This is a genomic window from Mesorhizobium sp. P3_B5 (assembly GCF_056402815.1).
Genome location: NZ_JBFUGR010000001.1, coordinates 991,064 through 1,011,389, shown reverse-complemented (window position 1 = coordinate 1,011,389; position 20,326 = coordinate 991,064). Strand labels below are relative to the sequence as shown.

At 63.1% G+C, this 20,326-nt stretch carries 13 protein-coding genes; 5 read left to right on the top strand and 8 right to left on the bottom strand.

The features are described from left to right. The first annotated feature begins 39 nt into the window (after window positions 1–39). The 5 genes from AC1DVW_RS04945 (at window position 40) to AC1DVW_RS04925 (ending at window position 8,625) form a co-directional block, all read left to right on the top strand. The gene (locus AC1DVW_RS04945) at window positions 40–3,843 is read left to right on the top strand and encodes a beta strand repeat-containing protein (RefSeq protein ID WP_477321543.1); all 3,804 of its coding nucleotides are present in this window, start codon (window positions 40–42) and stop codon (window positions 3,841–3,843) included. Between the two features lie 180 nt (window positions 3,844–4,023). Beyond that, window positions 4,024–5,724 (top strand): type I secretion system permease/ATPase, encoded by a 1,701-nt coding sequence (locus AC1DVW_RS04940; protein ID WP_477273411.1) that lies wholly within the window; start codon window positions 4,024–4,026, stop codon window positions 5,722–5,724. A 19-nt stretch (window positions 5,725–5,743) separates the two neighbouring features. Next, window positions 5,744–7,081, top strand: coding sequence for an HlyD family type I secretion periplasmic adaptor subunit (locus AC1DVW_RS04935; RefSeq protein ID WP_477321541.1), 1,338 nt, complete (start codon window positions 5,744–5,746; stop codon window positions 7,079–7,081). 231 nt (window positions 7,082–7,312) lie between these two features. Further along, on the top strand, window positions 7,313–7,921 hold the full coding sequence (locus AC1DVW_RS04930; protein WP_477321539.1) for a hypothetical protein: 609 nt from the start codon (window positions 7,313–7,315) through the stop codon (window positions 7,919–7,921). Between the two features lie 251 nt (window positions 7,922–8,172). After that, window positions 8,173–8,625 carry a cupin domain-containing protein gene (locus tag AC1DVW_RS04925; protein ID WP_477321537.1) on the top strand — a complete coding sequence of 151 codons (453 nt, stop codon included), beginning with the start codon at window positions 8,173–8,175 and terminating at the stop codon, window positions 8,623–8,625. 794 nt (window positions 8,626–9,419) lie between these two features. Here the strand turns inward: AC1DVW_RS04925 and AC1DVW_RS04920 are convergent. The 8 genes from AC1DVW_RS04920 to AC1DVW_RS04885 all read right to left on the bottom strand — a co-directional run bounded on the left by AC1DVW_RS04920 (window position 9,420) and on the right by AC1DVW_RS04885 (window position 20,047). Further along, entirely contained in the window at window positions 9,420–12,116 is a 2,697-nt protein-coding gene (locus tag AC1DVW_RS04920) for a nitrate reductase (protein ID WP_477321535.1), read from the bottom strand. Between the two features lie 5 nt (window positions 12,117–12,121). Further along, entirely contained in the window at window positions 12,122–12,451 is a 330-nt protein-coding gene (nirD, locus tag AC1DVW_RS04915) for a nitrite reductase small subunit NirD (protein WP_477321533.1), read from the bottom strand. Between the two features lie 66 nt (window positions 12,452–12,517). Continuing rightward, entirely contained in the window at window positions 12,518–14,968 is a 2,451-nt protein-coding gene (gene nirB / locus AC1DVW_RS04910; protein ID WP_477321531.1) for a nitrite reductase large subunit NirB, read from the bottom strand. Window positions 14,969–14,988: 20 nt separating this feature from the next. Next, the gene (locus tag AC1DVW_RS04905; RefSeq protein ID WP_477321617.1) at window positions 14,989–16,230 is read right to left on the bottom strand and encodes an MFS transporter; all 1,242 of its coding nucleotides are present in this window, start codon (window positions 16,228–16,230) and stop codon (window positions 14,989–14,991) included. A gap of 115 nt (window positions 16,231–16,345) precedes the next feature. After that, complete coding sequence (locus AC1DVW_RS04900; RefSeq protein ID WP_477321529.1) at window positions 16,346–16,741, bottom strand: twin-arginine translocation signal domain-containing protein; 396 nt, start codon at window positions 16,739–16,741, stop codon at window positions 16,346–16,348. A gap of 183 nt (window positions 16,742–16,924) precedes the next feature. Beyond that, window positions 16,925–17,722, bottom strand: a complete 798-nt coding sequence (locus AC1DVW_RS04895) for an ABC transporter ATP-binding protein (protein WP_477321527.1) — start codon at window positions 17,720–17,722, stop codon at window positions 16,925–16,927. 11 nt (window positions 17,723–17,733) lie between these two features. Then, complete coding sequence (gene ntrB / locus AC1DVW_RS04890) at window positions 17,734–18,630, bottom strand: nitrate ABC transporter permease (protein WP_477321525.1); 897 nt, start codon at window positions 18,628–18,630, stop codon at window positions 17,734–17,736. Window positions 18,631–18,730: 100 nt separating this feature from the next. Continuing rightward, window positions 18,731–20,047 (bottom strand): CmpA/NrtA family ABC transporter substrate-binding protein, encoded by a 1,317-nt coding sequence (locus AC1DVW_RS04885; protein ID WP_477321523.1) that lies wholly within the window; start codon window positions 20,045–20,047, stop codon window positions 18,731–18,733. Window positions 20,048–20,326 lie beyond the last annotated feature (279 nt).

The following is a 20,326-nucleotide window of genomic DNA, read 5'->3' as shown; positions in this document are numbered from 1 at the left end:
GCACTGACCAGCAATGGCTGGGCGACCGGCAATGGCGGGGTGACCTACACCAAGACCGGCACCTACGGCACCGCCACGCTGACCACCGGCACGGGCGTGGTGAGCTATGCGCTCGACAACGCCGACACCGACACCAATGGATTGGCGCAAGGCGCCGGCGTCAGCGACAACTTCACCGTCTTCGTCAAGGACGGCAGCACCGGCACCGCCAGCACCGCGGTCAACTTCGCCATCACCGGCACCAACGACGCGCCAGTGCTGGATCTGGACCTCAACAACTCGAGCCTGAAGACCGGAGCCGACTACCAGGCGACCTTCACCGAGAACGGTTCCGCGGTCGCGGTTGCCGACACGGACGTGAGCGTCACCGACGCCGACAATACCAATGTCACCTCGGCGACGATCACCCTGACCAATGCGCAGGCCAGCGATCTCCTGGCCGTCAACGGCGGGCTGCCGGCCGGCATCGTAGCGTCGAGCTACAATTCCGGAACCGGGGTGCTGACGCTCACTGGCTCGGCGACGCTGGCCGCCTACCAGACGGCGCTACATCAGATCGTGTTCAGCAACTCGAGCGACAATCCGAGCGCGACAGACCGCAGCATAACGGTGGTGGTGAACGACGGTTCGGCCAACAGCAACACGGCGACCTCGACCATCCACGTCACCGGCACCAACGACGCGCCAATCGGTGTAAACGACACCAGCCTCAGTGTGGGTGCGGTTGCGGCGACCGAGAAGGGCGGCACGGCCAACGGCTCGGGCGGCAACAACGCTACCGGCAACGTACTCACCAACGACACCGATCCTGAAGGCAGCAGCCTGACGGTCAGTGCGATCCGTACCGGCGGCGTCGAAGGCGCCGGCACGGCCGGTTCGCTTGGCGTCGGCCTGGTCGGCGCGCACGGCACGCTGACGCTCGGCGCCAACGGCACCTACACCTATGTCGTCAACGAGACCGACAGCGCCGTTCAGGCGCTGAACACCGGCGGCACCATCACCGACACCTTCAACTACACCGTCAGCGACGGCGGCCTGACCGACACGGCAGTGCTCACCGTCACCATCAACGGTGCCAACGATGCGCCGGTGGCGCAGGGTGATGTCTACTCAGTGGCGAGCGGCGGCCTACTTCACATTGTCGCCGGGGGCACGCCTGATGGCGTGCTTGCGAATGATACGGATGATGGCGCAATTACAGCGGTACTCAATGTAGGACCTGCGCACGGCATTCTCACTCTAAACGCGAACGGAAGCTTCGACTACACTCCGACATCGGGTTATGTCGGCACCGATACCTTCACCTATCACGCAGATGATGGATTATTGTCCAGCAACGTCGTCACGGTGTCGATCGCGGTAACGGCCGGATCTTCCAGTGGACATATTATTGACTTTGGATCGGCTCAGGACGCTGCCGACTTCTCGACAGCCACGTTTGATAACAACCCGGCAACAGGAGGCGCCTGGTCGGTCTATATGGGCGGCAGTCAGGACACTCTTACAACTGCATGGAACCATCTCAACGGAACGACATCGTACTTTGCCGACACTGTACCAGTCGGAACGCCTGGGAATCCCAATGACAGTGTGACCCTGCTTTTCTCCGCGGCTCAGCTAGAATCAATTCTGGCGGACGCCACCTATGGCGCGCGTTTGCAAACATATCTGGACGGAGCCATCGGCAACAGCGACGCACTTGACCTTTCTGGGTCGGCTTGGAACGCCAAAGTGGCAGGTTTTGGCATGGCCCAATTGGCAGTGGCCGCCGCGAATGGCGCGGTCATCAAGTATACGGCCATTGGCACGACCGATGCGAACCTGCCGGATCTCTTCACAACAAACTTGACTGGAAACAGCGGTGACAACACGATCGTTGGCACTGCTGTTGGCCAGACCATTGGCGCCATCGACGGCAACGCAAACGGAAACGGCAATGACATTCTCGTAGGCCTCGGCGGTGACGATTCACTCCTTGGCGGTGCCGGCTCGGATCTGCTGCTCGGCGGTGCCAACAACGATACACTAACCGGCGGGACAGGTGCCGATATCCTATCCGGTGGAACTGGCGCTGACGTGTTCGCATACACCAACACCAACCAATCAGATGCTGGGAACGGTATCGACACCATCATCGATTTCACGGCAGGTACCGACAAGATCAAGCTGTCGAACACGATTGACGCAAACGGTGCTGCCGCGGGAACTCCGAGTTTCACAACCGTCACGAACACAAGTGCTCCGACTGCTGCACAAAACAACAACGTGTGGTGGTTCTACAGCGCGGCTACCGACGAGACGATCATCAGAGCAGACACCAACGGCAACGTGACCTCGGCCGAGCTCGAGATTCACCTGTCTGGAAACATCGCACTCACGGTGACCGATTTCGTCCTCAATACCGCTCCGGCGGGCGTCGCAGGTTCTTCAATCAATCTCGGCCTGCCCGCTCTGCCGCTGGCGGACGGTCAGTCCGCGAGCATCCTTGTCAAGGGTGTACCATCGGGATGGACCCTCGACGGTGGGACGGACAATGGCGACGGCAACTGGACCATGCAGACAAGCGACGTGAAATCGCTGACGGTCACCTCTCCAACCGATTTCGCCGGCGCCATCACGTTGAACATCATCGAGACCTGGACGGGAGCGGATGGCAACACGCTTACCCAGTTTGTTTCCGACAACGTCGAGGCCTACGCGCCGGGCTCGCCGATCTTTGCCTGGTCGGGCGACGACGTGCTGACCGGCTCCAGTGGCAACGACCTGTTCGTCTTCTCACAGCCGATCGGCAATGACACAGTCCATAGCTTCGATGCGGCGGCGGACAAGATCGATCTGATCGGCTATTCCGGCTTCGCGAGTTTCGCTGACGTCCAGGCGCACATGGCCGACGACGCCAACGGCAACGCGGTGATCACGCTTGGCGACGGGCAGTCGATCTTGCTGGATGGCGTGCATTCGAGCGCGCTCACGGACGGTAATTTCGCCTTCGACCAGACGCCGGTGGTCAACAATGCCGGCACCATGACCATGGGCGACGGCGCTCTGCTGCCGCTGAGCGGCATGATCAACAACAGCGGCCTCGTCTCGCTCGACTCCAGCGGCGGCGACACGCTGCTGCAGATCATCCAGAACGGCGTGACCCTGCAGGGTGGCGGGCAGATCCTGCTGTCCGACAGCGCTGCCAACGTCATCTCCGGCACAGGGCCGGACGTCACTCTGGTCAATATCGACAACACGATCTCGGGCGCTGGTCAGCTGGGCGGCGGGATGCTCAGCCTCGACAACAGGGGCACCATCATCGCCACCGGCTCGAATGCGCTGGTCATCGATACCGGAGGCARCGTCGTCGTCAATTCGGGAACGCTGGAGGCAACCGGCTCCGGCGGCCTTACGATCACCGGCGGGCTGGCTAATTCCGGCATGTTGTGGGCCAATGGCGGTAACATTGACATCAACGGCCAGGTCACTGGCGACGGCGATGCCACGATCGGCAACCTGTCGAAGCTGGAGTTCGGCGGCGCCTCGTCGACGGACGTCACCTTCGCGCATGATGCCGCCGGCACATTGCAGCTGGACGATTCATTCGACTTCAGCGGAAGCATCGCCGGCATCACCAATGACGACAAGGTGAACCTCGAAGACATCCTGTTCGGCACCGGAACGTCCGCTGCCTATCAGGCGGACCTCGACGGCACCGGAGGAACATTGACCGTCACGGACGGCACGCACAACGCAACGCTCCACCTCCTTGGCGTCTACGATGCAAACAGCTTCGCAATTGCCGACGACGGCGCCGGCAGAACGGTGGTTCACCTGACGACGAGCGACTTTGTGGTGTGAAACAAGCAAGTGAGCCGCGCGGATATGCGCGGCTCAGCTGATGTGGCCGGTGCCTGATTCAGCTTACGAATTAAGGTTTACGGCAGGATTAGGAAGGGAACGCGTGGCCGGTTGGACGATCAGGAGTAGGATCGGTTCGGGGCGCGCATTTGGGCAGGGGGCGGTTCTCCGCTGGGTATCTTGAGTCTCGACAACAAATCCAAGATCGTGAAGGACGCGCTTCGGGCGTGCCGCTACTATTTCCTGGTCGCGGCGGCGTTCAGCCTGGCGATCAATCTGCTCTATCTCGCCTCCCCGCTCTACATGATGCAGATCTACGACCGGGTGGTCACCAGCGGCAGCCAAACCACGCTGGTTATGCTGACATTGGTGCTGCTCACGGCTTTTCTCGCGCTGGCTGGACTCGACCTTGTGCGCGCCTGGATCCTGACGCGCGCCAGCGCGCGCCTCGATCGGCTGCTTTCGGCAAAGATCCTGGCCGCATCGGTCGAAACGCCGTCGCCGGGCGCCTCGCAGAGCCAACCGATCCGCGACTTCGATACGTTCCGGCAGGTCATCACCGGCAGCGGCATCCATGCGTTGTTCGACCTGCCCTGGTCGCCCATCTATATCGCCATCATCTTCCTGCTGCATCCTTGGCTGGGCTTCTTCGCGCTCGGCTGCTCGCTGCTCTTGGTCGCCATGGCCGTGCTCAACGAGTATCTCGTGCGCTCGCCGCTGAAGCAGGCCAACGACATCGCGACAACCAACTACAACTTCACCGAGATGAGCCTCAGGAACGCGGAAGTCGTTCGCGCCATGGGCATGATCGACGGCCTCATCCGCCGCTGGGGTCGCGACCGCAACCTTGCGCTATTGCGCCAGGCGGAAGCCAGCGACCGCGCCGCGCTGATGTCGGGGCTGATCCGCTTCCTTCGCCTGACCATGCAGTCGCTCATCCTCGGCCTCGGCGCCTATCTGGTGATCGAACGGCAGACCACCGCCGGCTCGATGTTTGCGGCAAGCCTGCTGCTGGGCCGCGGCCTGCAGCCGATCGAGCAGATTGTCGGCCTGTGGCGCAGCCTGATCCTGGCGCGCGCCGCCCTGGCGCGGGTGCGCAAGCTGGTTGATGGCGACGCGCAGAAGGAACGCTCGTTCAACCTGCCAAAACCCACCGGCAAGATTTCGGTCGAGCAGGTGAGTTTCGCCATTCCGAACCAGCAGAAGGTACTGCTGCGCGACGTGTCGTTCCGGCTGGAGGCGGGCGAGGCGCTGGGCATCGTCGGCCCTTCGGGCGCCGGCAAGTCGACGCTGGCCAGGCACCTCGCCGGCGTCATGCAGCCCAGCCGCGGCACCGTCAGGCTGGACGGGGCCGACATGTCGCATTGGGGCCGCGACGCGCTGGGCGACCATATCGGCTATTTGCCGCAGGACATCGAACTCTTCGCCGACACCGTCGCTGCCAATATCGGCCGCTTCAAGACCAATGTCGACCAGGAGGTGATCGAGGCGGCGCGGCTGGCCGGCGTGCACGACATGATCATCCGTTTGCCGCAGGGCTACGAGACGCAGATCGGCGAAGGCGGCGCGGTGCTGTCGGGCGGCTATCGCCAGCGCATCGCCCTGGCCCGGGCGGTGTTCGGCACGCCGAACCTGATCATTCTCGACGAGCCGAGTTCCAATCTCGACGCAGATGGCGACCGCGCGCTGAGCGACTGCGCGATCGAGCTCAAGCGCCGCGGCAGCACGGTCATCATCGTCTCGCACCGGCCCTCCACGCTCGCCAATGTCGACAAGATCCTCTTGTTGCGTGACGGCGCCGTCGAAGCCTTCGGCATGAGAAATGAGATCGTGGCGCTGCTCAACCAGCGCGCGGCTCCAATGGCGGTGGCAACCCAATGAGCTGTGGCCGGAGAGATCGATGAGCGACGGCGCCCTCACCTACCGCAGCCTGCCCGGCGAAGCCGGCGTCCCGGCCTCGGATTCGATCCGGGTGCCGGCCGTGATCGGCCTGTTGATCATCCTCGCCTTCTTTGGCGTCTTCGGCGGCTGGGCCGCCTTTGCGCCGCTGAACGGCGCAGTGCTCGCCGATGCGGTCGTCAAGGTGGAAGGCAACCGCAAGAGCCTCCAGCACTTTGACGGCGGAACGGTGAAAGAGATCCGCGTCAAGGACGGCGACATCGTCCAGAAGGGCCAGATCCTGCTGCTGCTCGACGACACCAGGCTGCGCTCAGAGTTCAATCTCTATGCCCAGCAATATGCGCTGTTGCGCGCAACCGATGCCAGGATTCGGGCCGAACTGGACGGCCGCGAGGCTGTTGCCTTCCCAAAGGACATCCTCAAGGACCACGAGGCCTACCTTAGGGATGCGATGGCAAACCAGATTGCCGACCTGGAAAGCCAGCGCGCCTCGATGGCCGGCGCCAGGCAGATCCTCGAACGGCGGATTGCCGAGCTCGATGAGCAGATCCAGGGCAAGCAGGCTCGGGTCGAATCCTACCAGGCCCAGCTGCAATCGACGATCGACGAGAAGGCCAGCCTGTCAAAGCTGCTGAAGGCCGGATTGACGACCCGCCCGCGCATTCTGGAACTGGAAAGATCCGCCTCGGATCTGCAGGGCCTGATCGACGAGAACCTCGGCGCGATCGCAGGCAGCCGTCAGAACAAGGCCGAACTAGAAAGCCAGATTGCCCAATTGACCAACGAACGCCGATCCAAGCTTTCGGCCATGCTGATCGACACCCAATCGAACCTGGCGGATCTTGTGCCCAAGATGTTCGCAGCACAGGCGGCCATGGACCGCGCCGAGGTGCGCGCGCCCTATGACGGCCAGGTGATGGACCTCAGCGTCTTCTCGATCGGAGCGATCGTCGCCCCGGGGCAGACGATCCTCGACATCGTGCCGACGCAGAATTCTTTGATCGTCCAGGCGCAGGTTCGCGTCGAGGACATTTCAAATCTGCGCTCCGACATGACGGCCGAAGTTCGCTTCACCTCCTACAAGCAGCGATCGATACCGATCATCCACGGGCGTGTCACCCACATTTCGGCCGACCGGGTCACCGACAGCAAGACCGGCCTTCCCTATTATGTCGCCGACATCACGGTGGATCCGGCGGAACTGGCCGCCGCCCCTCAGATATCGCTCTATCCGGGCATGCCGGCCTCGGTGATGATCGTCACCGAGGAACGCACAGCACTCGACTACATTTTGGGCCCGCTGGTTGGGTCGTTCCACTCCGCCTTCCGCCAGAAGTAACGAGCTTCGCGTCAAAACATATTCGCGTTTTTCAATTGCCGATCGCGGTCCAAAGCAGGTGGCGAGGCCAGGCTCCCCAACCAAAAACTACATAAAAGCAACTATTTAATTGGACAAGTTGACCCTATTTCATTTTTCATCGGCGCGATCCCCCGTGGCGAAAAAGATTGGTGGCCACTGGTGCGTGCCACTGGCTAAGCTTCGTGACAGATTCCCGCACGAGGCCGCTTCATGCCCACCGATAGCCAGTACATTCTCGACAGCATCAGGCAGGGATGCGTGATGCTTTCCGATGACGAGTTCGTCATCGACAGGCTGGTGAAATATTTCGGCAATGGCAGGATCCGGTGGCACGTTGAATTCCGTGGGCATCGCATCGAACTGACGACAGGCCAGATCAAGAAACAGCCGACCTTCCGCAGGAAGATGCTCGAACAGGCTGGTGTACTGCCGCCGCAGCGTGCCGGGGTCGACTACAGGCGATGGGCACTCGATCTGAGAAAGAATGCCATCGAGCTTCCCTGGCGGGATAGGCCGGTCGATGCGGGTTTCGCCATCGAGAGGCTCACCAGCCACGGGGATGGGCGCTGGACGGTTGAATACCAAGGCAAGCCAATCAAGTTCACGACCACCAAACTGCGCAGGCAAGTCAGTTTCCGCAAACGCATGCTGGCCAAGGCCAAGGTGCTGCCGCCCCAGCTGGACCCGGCTGCCTATCGGAAGTGGATGGGCTGGCTCATGCAAAACGCCAGCGAGGCCGCACCGGCGGCCGGCGATGCCTTGATGGCGGAGAAAAGCTGGCTTGACGACCTGCCGGAACTGGCCGGCTGGCAAGAATGAAGCGCCGGCCCAAGGGACCAGCCAGGGAAAGTACAATCCGCTCATTCCGCGATTCAACTCGTTAAAGTCGGCTGAGCCTCCTATGCCGCCGGGCCGCCATTGTCAGAAAGCCGCCATCGACGGAAGCGCTTCGCTCCAGCACGTCCCCCGCGCGGGGGATGTGCTCAGGCATACGCCTTGGTAGGCCCCGGCGGTTGGTGGCTCAGCCTCGATGCTTGGCGCCACCTCTGATGAAATATGGAGAGATTTTCATGCTCAGATTTGCCTCAACGCTGGCGCTGCTGCTTCTCGGCACGGCGCCCCTGTTTGCCGACGACATGCCGATGAACGCGGACAGCATCAAATGGGGGCCCGCTCCTGCTGTCCTACCCGCCGGCGCCGACTTGGCCGTTATCGCCGGAGATCCGTCAAAGGATGGCATCTATGTGCTGCGGCTGAAGCTGCCCGCCGGCTACAAGATCCCCGCGCACAATCATCCGACGTCGGAATATGTGACGGTGATTTCCGGCAACTTTCATATCGGCATGGGCGACAAGCTCGACGAAACGAAAGGCATCGAACTGACTGCCGGCGGCTTCGGCGTGGCCCCGACCGGAATGAACCACTACGCGTGGACGACAAGCGATACGATCGTCCAGGTTCATGGCTTAGGGCCTTTCGCCATCACCTACGTCAACCCGGCGGACGATCCTAGCAAAAAGTGACGGTTCGCACTCTGGCTTTGAACAGTCGAACGGCCGAATGCTGTTCTGATCTGCTGGGCTAGCCAGACCTTCAAACCCCGGCCCGGTGCCGGGGTTCTTTTTCTGAAACTTACTCCGCTACCTGCACCCGGTTGGCCTGGATGATCGCCCGGATTTCTGCGCAGCAGAAGCCGCAATTGGTGCCGGCCTTCCGCGCGCTGCCGATGGCTTCGCCGGTCGCGCAACCCGTCCGGCTGCGGCAAGCTGCCAAGCTGCTGTGATGCAAGTTATATTAGCAATCAACGATATGTTAATAGCTATGGTGCAGCCTTTCCGTATCGGGGATGAGAAGCAACCTCCGATCGACGTTCCAGCGCCTCTTAATGCCTGGACGTGCGACCGATGCGGAGCAAAACGCATGAGTGTCGGAATAGGACTGGCACAGCTGCTGCGGATGATTCACCGTCGCGCCCTGAAAATAGCGGCGTTGCCAGACGATGAGAGAGATCCGCACTACGATCTCATCCGCCTGTCATGCTGCGGAGCCGCTGAACAGATTGGGCAAAGTCCCGATAAGGCAGCTGTCACGGCAAACAGTATGGTTGAATTTACGCGCGCGATGGTTGGGATCATTGAGTTAGGCCGCGGATCAGACGTGCGGCGAAGCGCCAATTGGCCGCTGGGCGAGAGTTCGACAGTTTGGCGGCCTGGGCGATCGCAGTAGGCATGGTCGCTGGCCCGCTTCATCACCCATAGCTGCCAGCCTTCAAGAGGTCGAGGCTTGACGAAGGCCTAGCAGCCTGGGCTCTGCGCCCTCACTCCGCCGCCTGCACCCGGTTGGCCTGAATGATCCCCCGGATTTCGGCACGGCAGGAGCCGCAATTGGTGCCGGCCTTCAGGGTGTTGCCGATGGCTTCGACGGTCGCGCAGCCCGCCGCCACCGCCGCCGCGATCTGATTGGCGCCGACGCTGAAGCAGGAGCAGACGATGGCGCCGGCATCCGGCCGCTCGGCCCCTGCGCGGCCGGCGACGATGCGGAAGCGCTCGCGCTGGCCGGCATGGGCCGCCTCAAGCTGCTCGGCCGCCCAGCCGCGAGACACGGCGACCGGGCCGGGTGCGACGAACAGGGCTCCCGACAAGCGGTCGCCGTCGAAAGCGGCGATGCGATGCTGGCCGGCGTCGCGGTCGTGATAGGCGAGGATATCGGCACTAGGCGACGTGTCGAATAACGATCCGGCGAAGGCGGCCCAGTCGATGTCGTCATCGGCAAAGGCCAGTTCGACGCGCCAGCCGCCCCGGCATCTGGCCACGGCCCAGTAGCTTGCGGCAACCGCCACCGGCAGCCTTTGCATCACCGCGAAGCCGAAGGCTTTGGCGGCGAATTTCTCGATGCGGGCCGCGACATGTTTTAGCGCCGGCTGGCCGGAGATCGGGTCGGTCAGCGGCGCGGTCAGTGCATCGAGCCGGCCTTTGGCGGCAAACTGGTCGGTCCAGTGCATCGGCGCAAACACGCTGCCCTGGCGCTGGCGGGACGTAACCAGCGCGCGGACCAGCACATCGCCGCGCGGGCTGGACACGCGCACGATGTCGGCGTCGCCGATGCCGTAGTGCTGCGCGTCGACCGGGTGGATTTCGACGAAGGGCTCGGCAATGTGCTGGGACAGCCGCGGACTTTTGCCGGTGCGCGTCATCGTGTGCCAGTGGTCGCGGACCCGGCCGGTGTTGAGGATCAGCGGATAGTCGGGGCTGGTGCGGGTGTATGTAGTCGGGCGGATGGCGATGAAGCGCGCCTTGCGGTCGGGCGAGTAGAAATTGCCGTTGGCGAAGAAGCGGGTGCTCTCGCCTTCTGACTGAAGTCGAGCTTGAGCCCCCCCCTCTGGGCTCGGCGCTGGCCATTGGAAGGGCGCCAATTGCTCATACGCCTGCGCATCGATCGCAGCATAGTCACCAATGTCGAAATCCCGCGCGCCGTTATTCTCGAACCCCGACAGCGCGGCGTGTTCGGCGAAAATCTCGGCTGGCGTCTCATGTGCAAACGCCTCGGCAAAGCCCATCCGCTTGCCGACTTCGGCGATGATCTGCCAGTCGGGCCGCGCTTCGCCCGGCAGGCCCAGAAACGCCCGCTGGCGCGAGATGCGGCGCTCGGAATTGGTGACGGTGCCGTCCTTCTCGCCCCAGGCGGCGGCGGGCAGCCGGATATGGGCGTGACGGACCGTGTCGGTGTCGGCCAGCACGTCCGACACCACGACGAAGGGGCAAGCCTTGATCGCCGCTTCGACGGCGTCGGCGTCCGGCATCGAATCGACCGGATTGGTGGCCATGATCCACAGCGCCTTGATGCGCCCGTCGGCCACCGCTTGGAACATGTCGACCGCCTTCAGGCCGGGTTTTTTGGCCACGGCCGGCGCGTTCCAGAAGCGCTGCACCCGGTCGCGATGCTCGGGGTTTTCGATTTCCATATGGGCTGCCAGCATATTGGCCATGCCGCCGACCTCGCGGCCGCCCATGGCATTGGGCTGGCCGGTCACCGAAAACGGCCCTGCCCCCGGTCTGCCGATGCGGCCGGTGGCAAGATGGCAGTTGATGATGGCATTGACCTTGTCGGTGCCCGACGACGACTGGTTGACGCCCTGGCTATAGACGGTCACGGTTTTCGCTGTGGCGGCAAACAGGCTGTAGAAGCGGCCAAGCTCGTCCTCGCTCAAGCCGGTGGCGGCGGCGATGCCGGCAAGATCGAGCGCTGACGCAGCAAAAAGCGCTTGCCCGAAGCCGGTTGTGTGCTCGGTGACATAGGCACGGTCGAGCGCGTTGTGTTGGCCGAGATAAGCGAGCAGCCCGGTGAACAGGGCGACGTCGCCATCCGGCGCGATCGCCAGATGCATGTCGGCGATGTCAGCGGTCATGGTGCGGCGCGGATCGACCAGCACGATCTTCATCTCCGGCCGCTTTTCGCGGGCCGCGGCGATGCGCTGGTAGAGCACGGGATGGCACCAGGCGAGATTGGAGCCAACCAGCACGATGAGGTCGGCAAGCTCGAGATCCTCGTAATTGCCCGGCACGGTGTCGGAGCCGAAGGCACGGCGGTGGCCGGCAACCGACGAGGCCATGCACAGGCGCGAATTGGTGTCGATATTGGCCGAGCCGACAAAGCCCTTCATCAGCTTGTTGGCGACATAGTAGTCCTCGGTCAGCAACTGGCCGGAGACGTAAAAGGCAACTGAGTCAGGGCCGTGCTCGTCGATGGTTTGCGAGAAGGTCGAGGCGACGCGGTCGAGCGCCTCGTCCCAGCCGGCCCGGCGGCCGTCGATCTCGGGATAGAGCAGCCTGCCGTCGAGATCGATGGTCTCGGCCAGCGCCGAGCCCTTGGAACAAAGCCGGCCGAAATTCGCCGGATGGTCAGGATCGCCGCGGACGGACACCTGCCCGTCCGCGGCGACCTTCGCCAGCACGCCGCAGCCCACCCCGCAATAGGGGCAGGTGGTCCTCACCTCGCGCGCTGCGTCGATCTCCATGATTTTCAGGCCGCGCGGCTGGCCAGCGCTTCCAGCGCAATGAACAGAAGCTCGCCTTCGATCCTGACCGGAATGGTGCGCACCACGCCCTCGTCGGCGCCCAGCGCCTTGCCGGTTTCCAGCGAAATCACCCAATTGTGCAAGGGACAGGTCACCGCCGTGCCGTGGACGATGCCCTGGCTGAGCGGCCCGCCTCTGTGCGGGCAGTGGTCGTCAATGGCATAGACCTGATCGTCCTGCGTGCGGAAGACGGCAATTTTTCCCTGAGGCGTGGCGACGCAACGGGCGCCGCGCCGAGGTATGTCGGAGATGGAGCCGATTGATATCCAGTTCATGTGCTCCATCCTTCTTTGCGCGTGTTTTTGACCGAAAACCGGCCTCCACTTTTCGGGAACATGCGACTACTCCGCCGCCTGCGCAAAACCGACCGAAGCCATCGGCCGGAATTCGTGCTTGTCCTTGCCGGAGACGCGTTCCGACCATGGATCGACCTGGGCGAATTTCTGGCTGAAGACGAAGCGCTCGTAATAGGCCTTGCGCTTCTCGCCATCCTCCATGATCTGGCGCTTGATCTCCGGGATGCCGATGCGCTTGGCCCATTTGTAGATGCGCTCGAGATAGCGGCCCTGCTCGCGGTACATCTGCGTCAGCGCCACGATATGCTCCAGCGCCTCGTCTTCCGTCTTCACAAGTCCGAGCACTTCGGTGCCCTTGATGTCGAGACCGGCGGCCCCGGCGAAGTGGATCTCATAACCACTGTCGACGCAGATGACGCCGACATCCTTGCAGGTCGCCTCGGCACAATTCCTCGGACAGCCCGACACCGCCATCTTGACCTTGGCCGGCGTCCACGAGCCCCACATGAATTTCTCGATGCGGACGCCAAAACCGGTCGAATCCTGCGTGCCGAAGCGGCACCAGTCGGAGCCGACGCAGGTCTTCACCGTACGCAGCCCCTTGGCATAGGCATGGCCAGAGACGAAACCGGCCTGGCCGAGATCTGCCCACACCGCCGGCAGGTCTTCCTTGCGGATGCCGAGCATGTCGATGCGCTGTCCCCCGGTGACCTTGACCATCGGGATCTCGAACTTGTCGACCACGTCAGCGATGGCGCGCAGTTCGGCGGCGTTGGTGACGCCGCCCCACATGCGCGGCACCACCGAATAGGTGCCGTCCTTCTGGATGTTGGCGTGGACGCGCTCGTTGATGAAGCGCGACTGGTAGTCGTCGGCGTACTCGTTCGGCCAGTCGCAGACGAGGTAGTAGTTGAGCGCGGGCCGGCATTTGGCGCAGCCGCAGGAGGTTTTCCACTCCAGTTCCTGCATGACGGCTGGAATGGTCTTAAGGTGCTTGGCCTTGATCAGCCGGCGCACTTCGTCATGACCGAGCGTCGTGCAGGAGCACATCGGCTGCACGGCGGCCGGGTTGTAGGTGTCGCCAAGGGTCAGCACCATCAGCTTCTCGACCAGCCCGGTGCAGGAGCCGCAGGAAGCAGACGCCTTGGTGTGCGCTCTGACATCGTCGAGCGAGGTCAGGCCCTTGCCGGTGATCGCACCGGTGATCTTGCCCTTGCAAACGCCGTTACAGCCGCAGATTTCCGCATCATCCGGCAAGGCTGCAACGGCCGCCATAGGGTCCAGGGGGGCACCCCCCTGGTATGACTGGCCGAAGATAAGCGTGTCGCGCATCTCCGAAATATCGGTCTGCTTCTTCTTGAGGTCGTTGAACCAGGCGCCGTCGGCCGTCTCGCCATAGAGCACGGTGCCGATGATGCGGTCGTCCTTCAGGACGAGGCGCTTGTAAACACCGGCTGAGGCGTCGCGGAGCACGATCTCCTGGCGGTCGTCGCCATCGGCGAAGTCGCCGAGCGAGAACAGCTCGATGCCGGTGACCTTGAGCTTGGTCGGCGTGTCCGAATGAACGAAGGCGGCAGTCTCGTCGCCGGCCAGTTGGCTGGCCGTGACGCGTGCCATCTCGTAGAGCGGCGCCACGAGGCCGTAGACCATACCGTTGACCTCGGCGCATTCGCCGAGCGCGAAGATATCGGGATCGTTGCTGCGCATGCCTGCATCGACGACGATGCCGCGGTTGACGGCAATGCCGGCCTCCTTGGCGATCGCCGCGTTCGGACGGATGCCGACAGCCATGACCACCAGCGTCGCCGGGATGATGGTTCCGTCGGCAAGTTCCACCTGCTCGACCTTGCCGTTGCCGGTGATTGCTTGAGTGTTGGCCTTGGTAATGACCTTGATGCCGCGTTCTTCAACCGCGCGCTGCAGGAGGTAGCCGGCGGCGGGATCGAGCTGGCGTTCCATCAGCGTCGGCATGACATGCAGCACGGTGACGTCCATGCCTTGCGCATTGAGGCCGGCCGCGGCCTCCAGCCCGAGCAGGCCGCCACCGATGACCACGGCCTTTGCCCTGGACTGGGCGGCAAGCATCATGGCGCGGACATCGTCCAGATCGCGATAGGTGAGCACGCCGGGCAGATTGTGACCCGGCACCGGGATGATGAAAGGCACCGAGCCGGTGGCGATGACAAGCTTGTCGTAGGGCTCGGTCACGCCATGATCGGAGATAACGGTCTTGGCCTGCCGGTCGATGGCGACGATCTTGTGGCCCTTGTAGAGGGTGATGCCGTGTTTGATGTACCAGCCGTCACCATGAATGATGATCTCCTCATAGGCCTTCTCGCCCGACAGAACCGGCGACAGCATGATGCGGTCGTAGTTCACGCGCGGCTCGGCGTTGAAGATGGTCACCTGGTAGCGGTCCGGCGCCTTTTCTAGGAGATGCTCCAGCATGCGCCCGGGGGCCATGCCGTTGCCGATGATGACGAGTTTCTCGGTCATATTGTTGATCCGCTCCGGTCTCACTCAGCCGCGTATGACAGGCTTGGAGCTTCGGCTGACGCCGCGCGCTCCATGCGCCTGATGGAGACGTGCATCCAGGCGAAGCCGGTGACGACGATCACGAAGAGCAGCATGAAGCAGCTCGACCACACGCCGGTAAGGTCGTTGAGGGCGCCGAAGGCGATCGGCAGGATGAAGCCGCCGAGCCCGCCGATCATGCCGACAACGCCGCCGACGGCGCCGACGCTTTGCGGATAGTAGGCCGGGATGTGCTTGTAGACGGCGGCCTTGCCGAGGCTCATGAAGAAGCCGAGCACGCAGGCGACGGCGATGAAGGCGAGCGGGCCGATCTCGAAATGAAAGGCGATCGGCCCGCCTATGCCGCGCACGACGTAGTCTGCCGAGGGGAGAGACAGAACGAGAGTCGCGACGGCACTGACCGCGAAGGTCCAGTAGAGCACGGTGCGAGCGCCAATCCGGTCGGACAGCACGCCGCCATAGGCGCGGAAGATGCTCGCGGGAATCGAATAGGCGGCGCCGATCATGCCGGCGGTTGCAAGCCCGAAGCCGTAGACGCCGATCAGGTAGCGCGGCAGCCACAGCGACAGCGCCACAAACGCGCCGAAGGCGAAGAAATAGTAGAAGGCGAAGCGCCAAACCTGCAGGTTCTTGAGCGGCGCGAATTCCTGCCAGAAGCTTCTGGTCGGCGCCGCCTTGCCGGCACGGCGCTCACGGATGACTGGATCGTCGCCGGTGGTGAACCAGAAGATGGCGGCCATGACGACCAGGGCTGCCGCCCAGATCAGTGCCACCGACTGCCAGCCCCAGGAAAGAAGCACGAACGGCGCCAGGAACTTGGTGACCGCGGCGCCGACATTGCCGACACCGAAGATGCCAAGCGCCGTGCCCTGCCTGCCGGCCGGGAAGAAGCGCGAGACATAGGCGACACCGACGGCGAAGGAGCCGCCGGCGAGCCCAACACCGAGCGCGGCGACCAGCATCTGCCCGTAGGTGTGCGCAAAAGCCAGCAGGAAGGTCGCGACCGCCGCCGCAAGCATGGTCGCGGTGTATACCAGCCGTCCGCCAAAACGGTCGGTCCAGACACCGAGCACCATGCGCACGAGCGAACCGGTGAGGATCGGCGTGCCGACCAGCAGGCCGAACTGCGTCTCGTTCAGCCCAAGCTCCTGCTTTATGCGCACGCCGATGATTGAAAAGATCGTCCACACCGCGAAGCAGACGGTGAAGGCGATGGTGGACATCACAAGCGCCTGCCGGGAAGCACTGTCCTGGCTGGGCGCGGCTGGGAGATTTGCGGTCAATGTCTGGCTCCGGTTTGCGGCGTGGAAGGCACCGCGGTGTCTTGTGAGTGAATGATCAGCGGCGCGGCATCGGTGCGTGCAACGAGACTGGGCCGGCCACGGTCAGGTCCTTGCTTTCGGTCTTGGCGTCGACGGGAAACAGCAGGAGTGCCGCGGTGAACAGCGCCGCCGTCAGCGCGCTGCTGGCCAGAAAATCACGGCGCGTGAAGTCCGCGAGGGACGCGCCAGTTCCGATCCGTTTCGTCATCGTCGTCTCCGGTTGGGCGCCGCCTGGGGTCAGCGCCGTCGATTGGGTCAAAACAAAAAAAGCCGCCGGCCAGGTCTTCGCGTGCCCGTCCATCCGGGATCGCGTATTGACCTGAGCGGCAGCTTTGCCTGTGGCGCCCGCCATTGGACGCCGTGTCACTTGGCCCTTGTGGGCCTGCATTCCGAAAAGCAGGAAGCGTGCCAATTCGATTTCGCTCTGGATTATCGAATGAAATCAATGCGAATTGTAGCCGCGCAACTTTCGATCACGCCCGGCAGCGGATCAAAGATTAGTCAGAATGCCTTGCACAGCAGCATAATATTTGTGCAATGCGGTAGATTGCCCATTGTCGATGCAGGTTGCCAATTGCGTTTTTCGGTCATGGCCTTACTCCACGGCCTCGACGAAGCGGTGGCGTTCGTAGAGGAACTTCAGCACCGCCTCGCGACAGCGCAGGAAGGTGCGGTCGGAAGAGAGCTCGACGCGGCGGCGCGGCCGGGCCAGCGGCACGGCAAGCACCTCGCCGATTGTCGCCGCCGGACCGTTGGTCATCATGACGATGCGGTCGGAAAGCAGCACCGCCTCGTCGACATCGTGGGTGATCATGATCGTCGTCGAGCCGAGCCTGGAATGGATGTCCATCACCGCATCCTGCAGATGCGCGCGGGTCAGCGCGTCGAGCGCGCCGAACGGCTCGTCCAGCAGCAGGATCTTCGGCTCCATGGCCAGCGCCCGGGCAATGCCGACGCGCTGCTTCATGCCGCCCGATATTTCCGCCGGACGCTTGTCCCTGGCGTGCGCCATCTGCACGAGGTCGAGGTTGCGCATGATCCAGTCATGGCGCTCGGCCCGGCTCTTGCTGCGGCCAAAAACCTTGGACACCGCCAGATTGATGTTTTCGTAGACGGTGAGCCACGGCAGCAGACTGTGGTTCTGGAACACTACGGCGCGTTCTGGCCCAGGGCTGTCCACTTCCTTGTCTTCGAGCAGCACGGCGCCGGCGGAGACCTTGGTCAACCCGGCGATCAAATTGAGCAAGGTCGACTTGCCGCAGCCGGAATGGCCGATGATGGAGACGAATTCGCCCTTGTCGATGGTCAGCCTGATGTCTTTCAGCACCTCGCTGACCTGGCCGCCACGAGCAAAGGATTTGTCGATATGGTCGAGTTTCAGATAGGCCGCCATCGCCCCTCTCCTCACTTTGCCGTTGTGCCGCGGGTGACGAAGGCGCCGACGCCAGCGACCAGGCGGTCGAGGCAAAAGCCGGTGACGCCGATATAGGCGAGCGCGACGATGATGTCGGGCAGCCGCGACGAATTCCATGCGTCCCAGATAAAGAAGCCGATGCCGACACCGCCGGTCAGCATTTCGGCGGCGACGATTGCGAGCCAGGACAGGCCGATGCCGATGCGCAGGCCGGTGAAGATGTAAGGGGCGGCTGCCGGCACCATGATCTTCACGAAGAATTCGAGCTGGTTGAGCCTCAGGATGCGCGAGACGTTTCGGTAATCCTCGGGGATGTTGCGCACGCCGACGGCGGTGTTGATGATGATCGGCCAGATCGAAGTGATGAAGATGACGAAGATCGCCGACGGGCTGGAATCGCGAAACGCTGCCAGCGACAGCGGCAGCCAGGCGAGCGGCGGCACGGTGCGCAGGATCTGGAACACCGGGTCGAGGCCGCGCATCGCCCAGATCGACTGGCCGACCAGGGCGCCAAGCGCGACGCCGACGATTGCCGCCAGGCCAAAGCCGATGGCGACGCGCTGCAGTGAGATCAGCACGCGCCAGGCCAGCCCGATGTCCTGCGGGCCATTGTTGAAGAACGGATGCGCGATCAGATCGTAGGCCTCGGTCCACACCTGGCTGGGCGGCGGCAGGCTTGATGTGGGCGACGAACAGGCAATCTGCCAGACGACGAGCATCAGCGCGATGACGATGACCGGCGGCACCAGCGCGCTCGCCAGTTTGCCGGCGATCGCCACCGGGTCGAAACGGCGTCTTGCCTTGCCAGTGAAGGCAATGACCTCAGCCGGCTTGGCCGGCGCGGGAAACGTCTTCACCTTGGTGTCCTCGATGGCTTGGATGGACATTTCTGGAAAAGCTCCTTGGGCGGTATTCTTGGGTGACAACAGCGCAAGCGCCGTTGCGCCGGGGTCGGTGCTGGCGACAACGGCGCATGCGCCGTTGCGCTTAGGCCGATGCCTTGATCTTCAAACTGTCGAGATAGGCGGACGGGTTGGCCGGATCGAAGGTCTTGCCGTCAAAGAAGGTCTCGACGCCGCGCGACGAAGACGCCGGAATATCGCTTGCCGCAACGCCTAGATCCTTGGCCGCCTCGCGCCAGATATCCTCGCGGTTGACCTGGTCGACCAGCGCCTTGATGTCGGTGGTCGGCGCGAATTTGCCCCAGCGGATGTTTTCGGCCAGGAACCAGCTGTCGTGGCTTTTGAAGGGATAGGATACGCCGCCATTCCAGAATTTCATGTAGAGATCGGTGCCGGTGGCGACGCGGCCGTTGCCGTAGTTGATGTCGCCCTTGAGGCGGCCGATGATGTCGGCGACGGGCACGTTCATCCATTGCCGCTTGCCGATGATGGCGGCCATCTCGTCCTTGTTTTCCTTGGCCTCGCACCATTGCTGGGCCGCCATGACGGCCATAACGATCGCCTTGGTGGCGTTCGGGTTCTTGTCGATGAATTCGGCGCGCAGGCCGAGTGCCTTTTCGGGATGGCCCTTCCAGAGTTCGCCTGTGGTGGCCGCGGTAAAGCCGACGCCCTGGTGGACGAGCTGCTCGTTCCACGGCTCGCCGACGCAGAACACATCCATGTTGCCGACCTTCATGTTGGCGACCATCTGCGGCGGCGGCACGACGATGGTGGAAACGTCCTTGTCGGGATCGATGCCGCCGGCGGCCAGCCAGTAGCGCAGCCAGAGATCGTGCGTGCCGCCCGGGAAGGTCATGGCGGCCTTGACCTCCTTGCCCTCAGCCTTCTTGGCGGCGAAGGCGTCCTTCAGCTTGGAGGCGTCGAGGCCGACGCCGGTGGCGGCGTATTCCTGTGCAACCGAAATGCCCTGGCAGTCGTAGTTGAGCCGCGCCACGATCGCCATCGGCATCGGCTGGTTGTTCTGCGTCACCTTGCCGGTGTGCATGAGGTAAGGCAGCGGCGTCAGGATATGGGCGCCGTCGATGCCGTTGGCCTCGCCGCCGAGCATCAGATTGTCGCGCGTCGCACCCCAGGAGGCCTGCTTGAGCACCTCGACATCGGGCATACCGAATTTCTCGAAAAACCCCTTCGCCTTGGCGATCATCAGCGGCGCCGCATCAGTCAGCGCGATGAAGCCGAGCTTGGCGCCGGTGACTTCCGGAGCGGCGGTCGCCGCATAAGCTCCCGACGGCAGCAGCGCACGTGCGGCCGCCAGGGTTGCCGCGGTGGCAGCACTTGCCATCAGGAAATTGCGGCGAGTCATGACCTCGAGAGAGGCTTCGGTCTTGATGCGTTTCGTCATCGTCATCTCCGGTTGGGCGCGCTTGGGATTCGCGCCGTCGATTGCGTGTTCGATCAAAACAAAAAAGCCGCCGGCCAGGCAGCGCGCGTCCGTACATCCGGGATCGCGTGTTGACCTGAGCGGCAGCTTTGCCTGTAGCGCCCGCCATTGGACGCCTGTTCCGTGACCCCGAGAAGGGTCTGCCTATTGCAAAGCAGGAACCGTGCCAGTTTCGGGACGGATGACAAACATCAATTGAATCAATAATATGACGCAATCGTCGGCGCGCCGGCGCGCTGG

What these genes read in the sequence shown, in the direction of transcription:
- AC1DVW_RS04905 (WP_477321617.1), bottom strand. Translation starts at nt 16,230, where the DNA reads ATGTCCACCATCGCCTTCACCGTCTGCTTCGCGGTGTGGACGATCTTT.
- AC1DVW_RS04930 (WP_477321539.1), top strand. Translation starts at nt 7,313, where the DNA reads ATGCCCACCGATAGCCAGTACATTCTCGACAGCATCAGGCAGGGATGC.
- AC1DVW_RS04925 (WP_477321537.1), top strand. Translation starts at nt 8,173, where the DNA reads ATGCTCAGATTTGCCTCAACGCTGGCGCTGCTGCTTCTCGGCACGGCG.
- AC1DVW_RS04895 (WP_477321527.1), bottom strand. Translation starts at nt 17,722, where the DNA reads ATGGCGGCCTATCTGAAACTCGACCATATCGACAAATCCTTTGCTCGT.
- ntrB (WP_477321525.1), bottom strand. Translation starts at nt 18,630, where the DNA reads ATGTCCATCCAAGCCATCGAGGACACCAAGGTGAAGACGTTTCCCGCG.
- nirD (WP_477321533.1), bottom strand. Translation starts at nt 12,451, where the DNA reads ATGAACTGGATATCAATCGGCTCCATCTCCGACATACCTCGGCGCGGC.
- AC1DVW_RS04935 (WP_477321541.1), top strand. Translation starts at nt 5,744, where the DNA reads ATGAGCGACGGCGCCCTCACCTACCGCAGCCTGCCCGGCGAAGCCGGC.
- AC1DVW_RS04885 (WP_477321523.1), bottom strand. Translation starts at nt 20,047, where the DNA reads ATGACGAAACGCATCAAGACCGAAGCCTCTCTCGAGGTCATGACTCGC.
- AC1DVW_RS04920 (WP_477321535.1), bottom strand. Translation starts at nt 12,116, where the DNA reads ATGGAGATCGACGCAGCGCGCGAGGTGAGGACCACCTGCCCCTATTGC.
- nirB (WP_477321531.1), bottom strand. Translation starts at nt 14,968, where the DNA reads ATGACCGAGAAACTCGTCATCATCGGCAACGGCATGGCCCCCGGGCGC.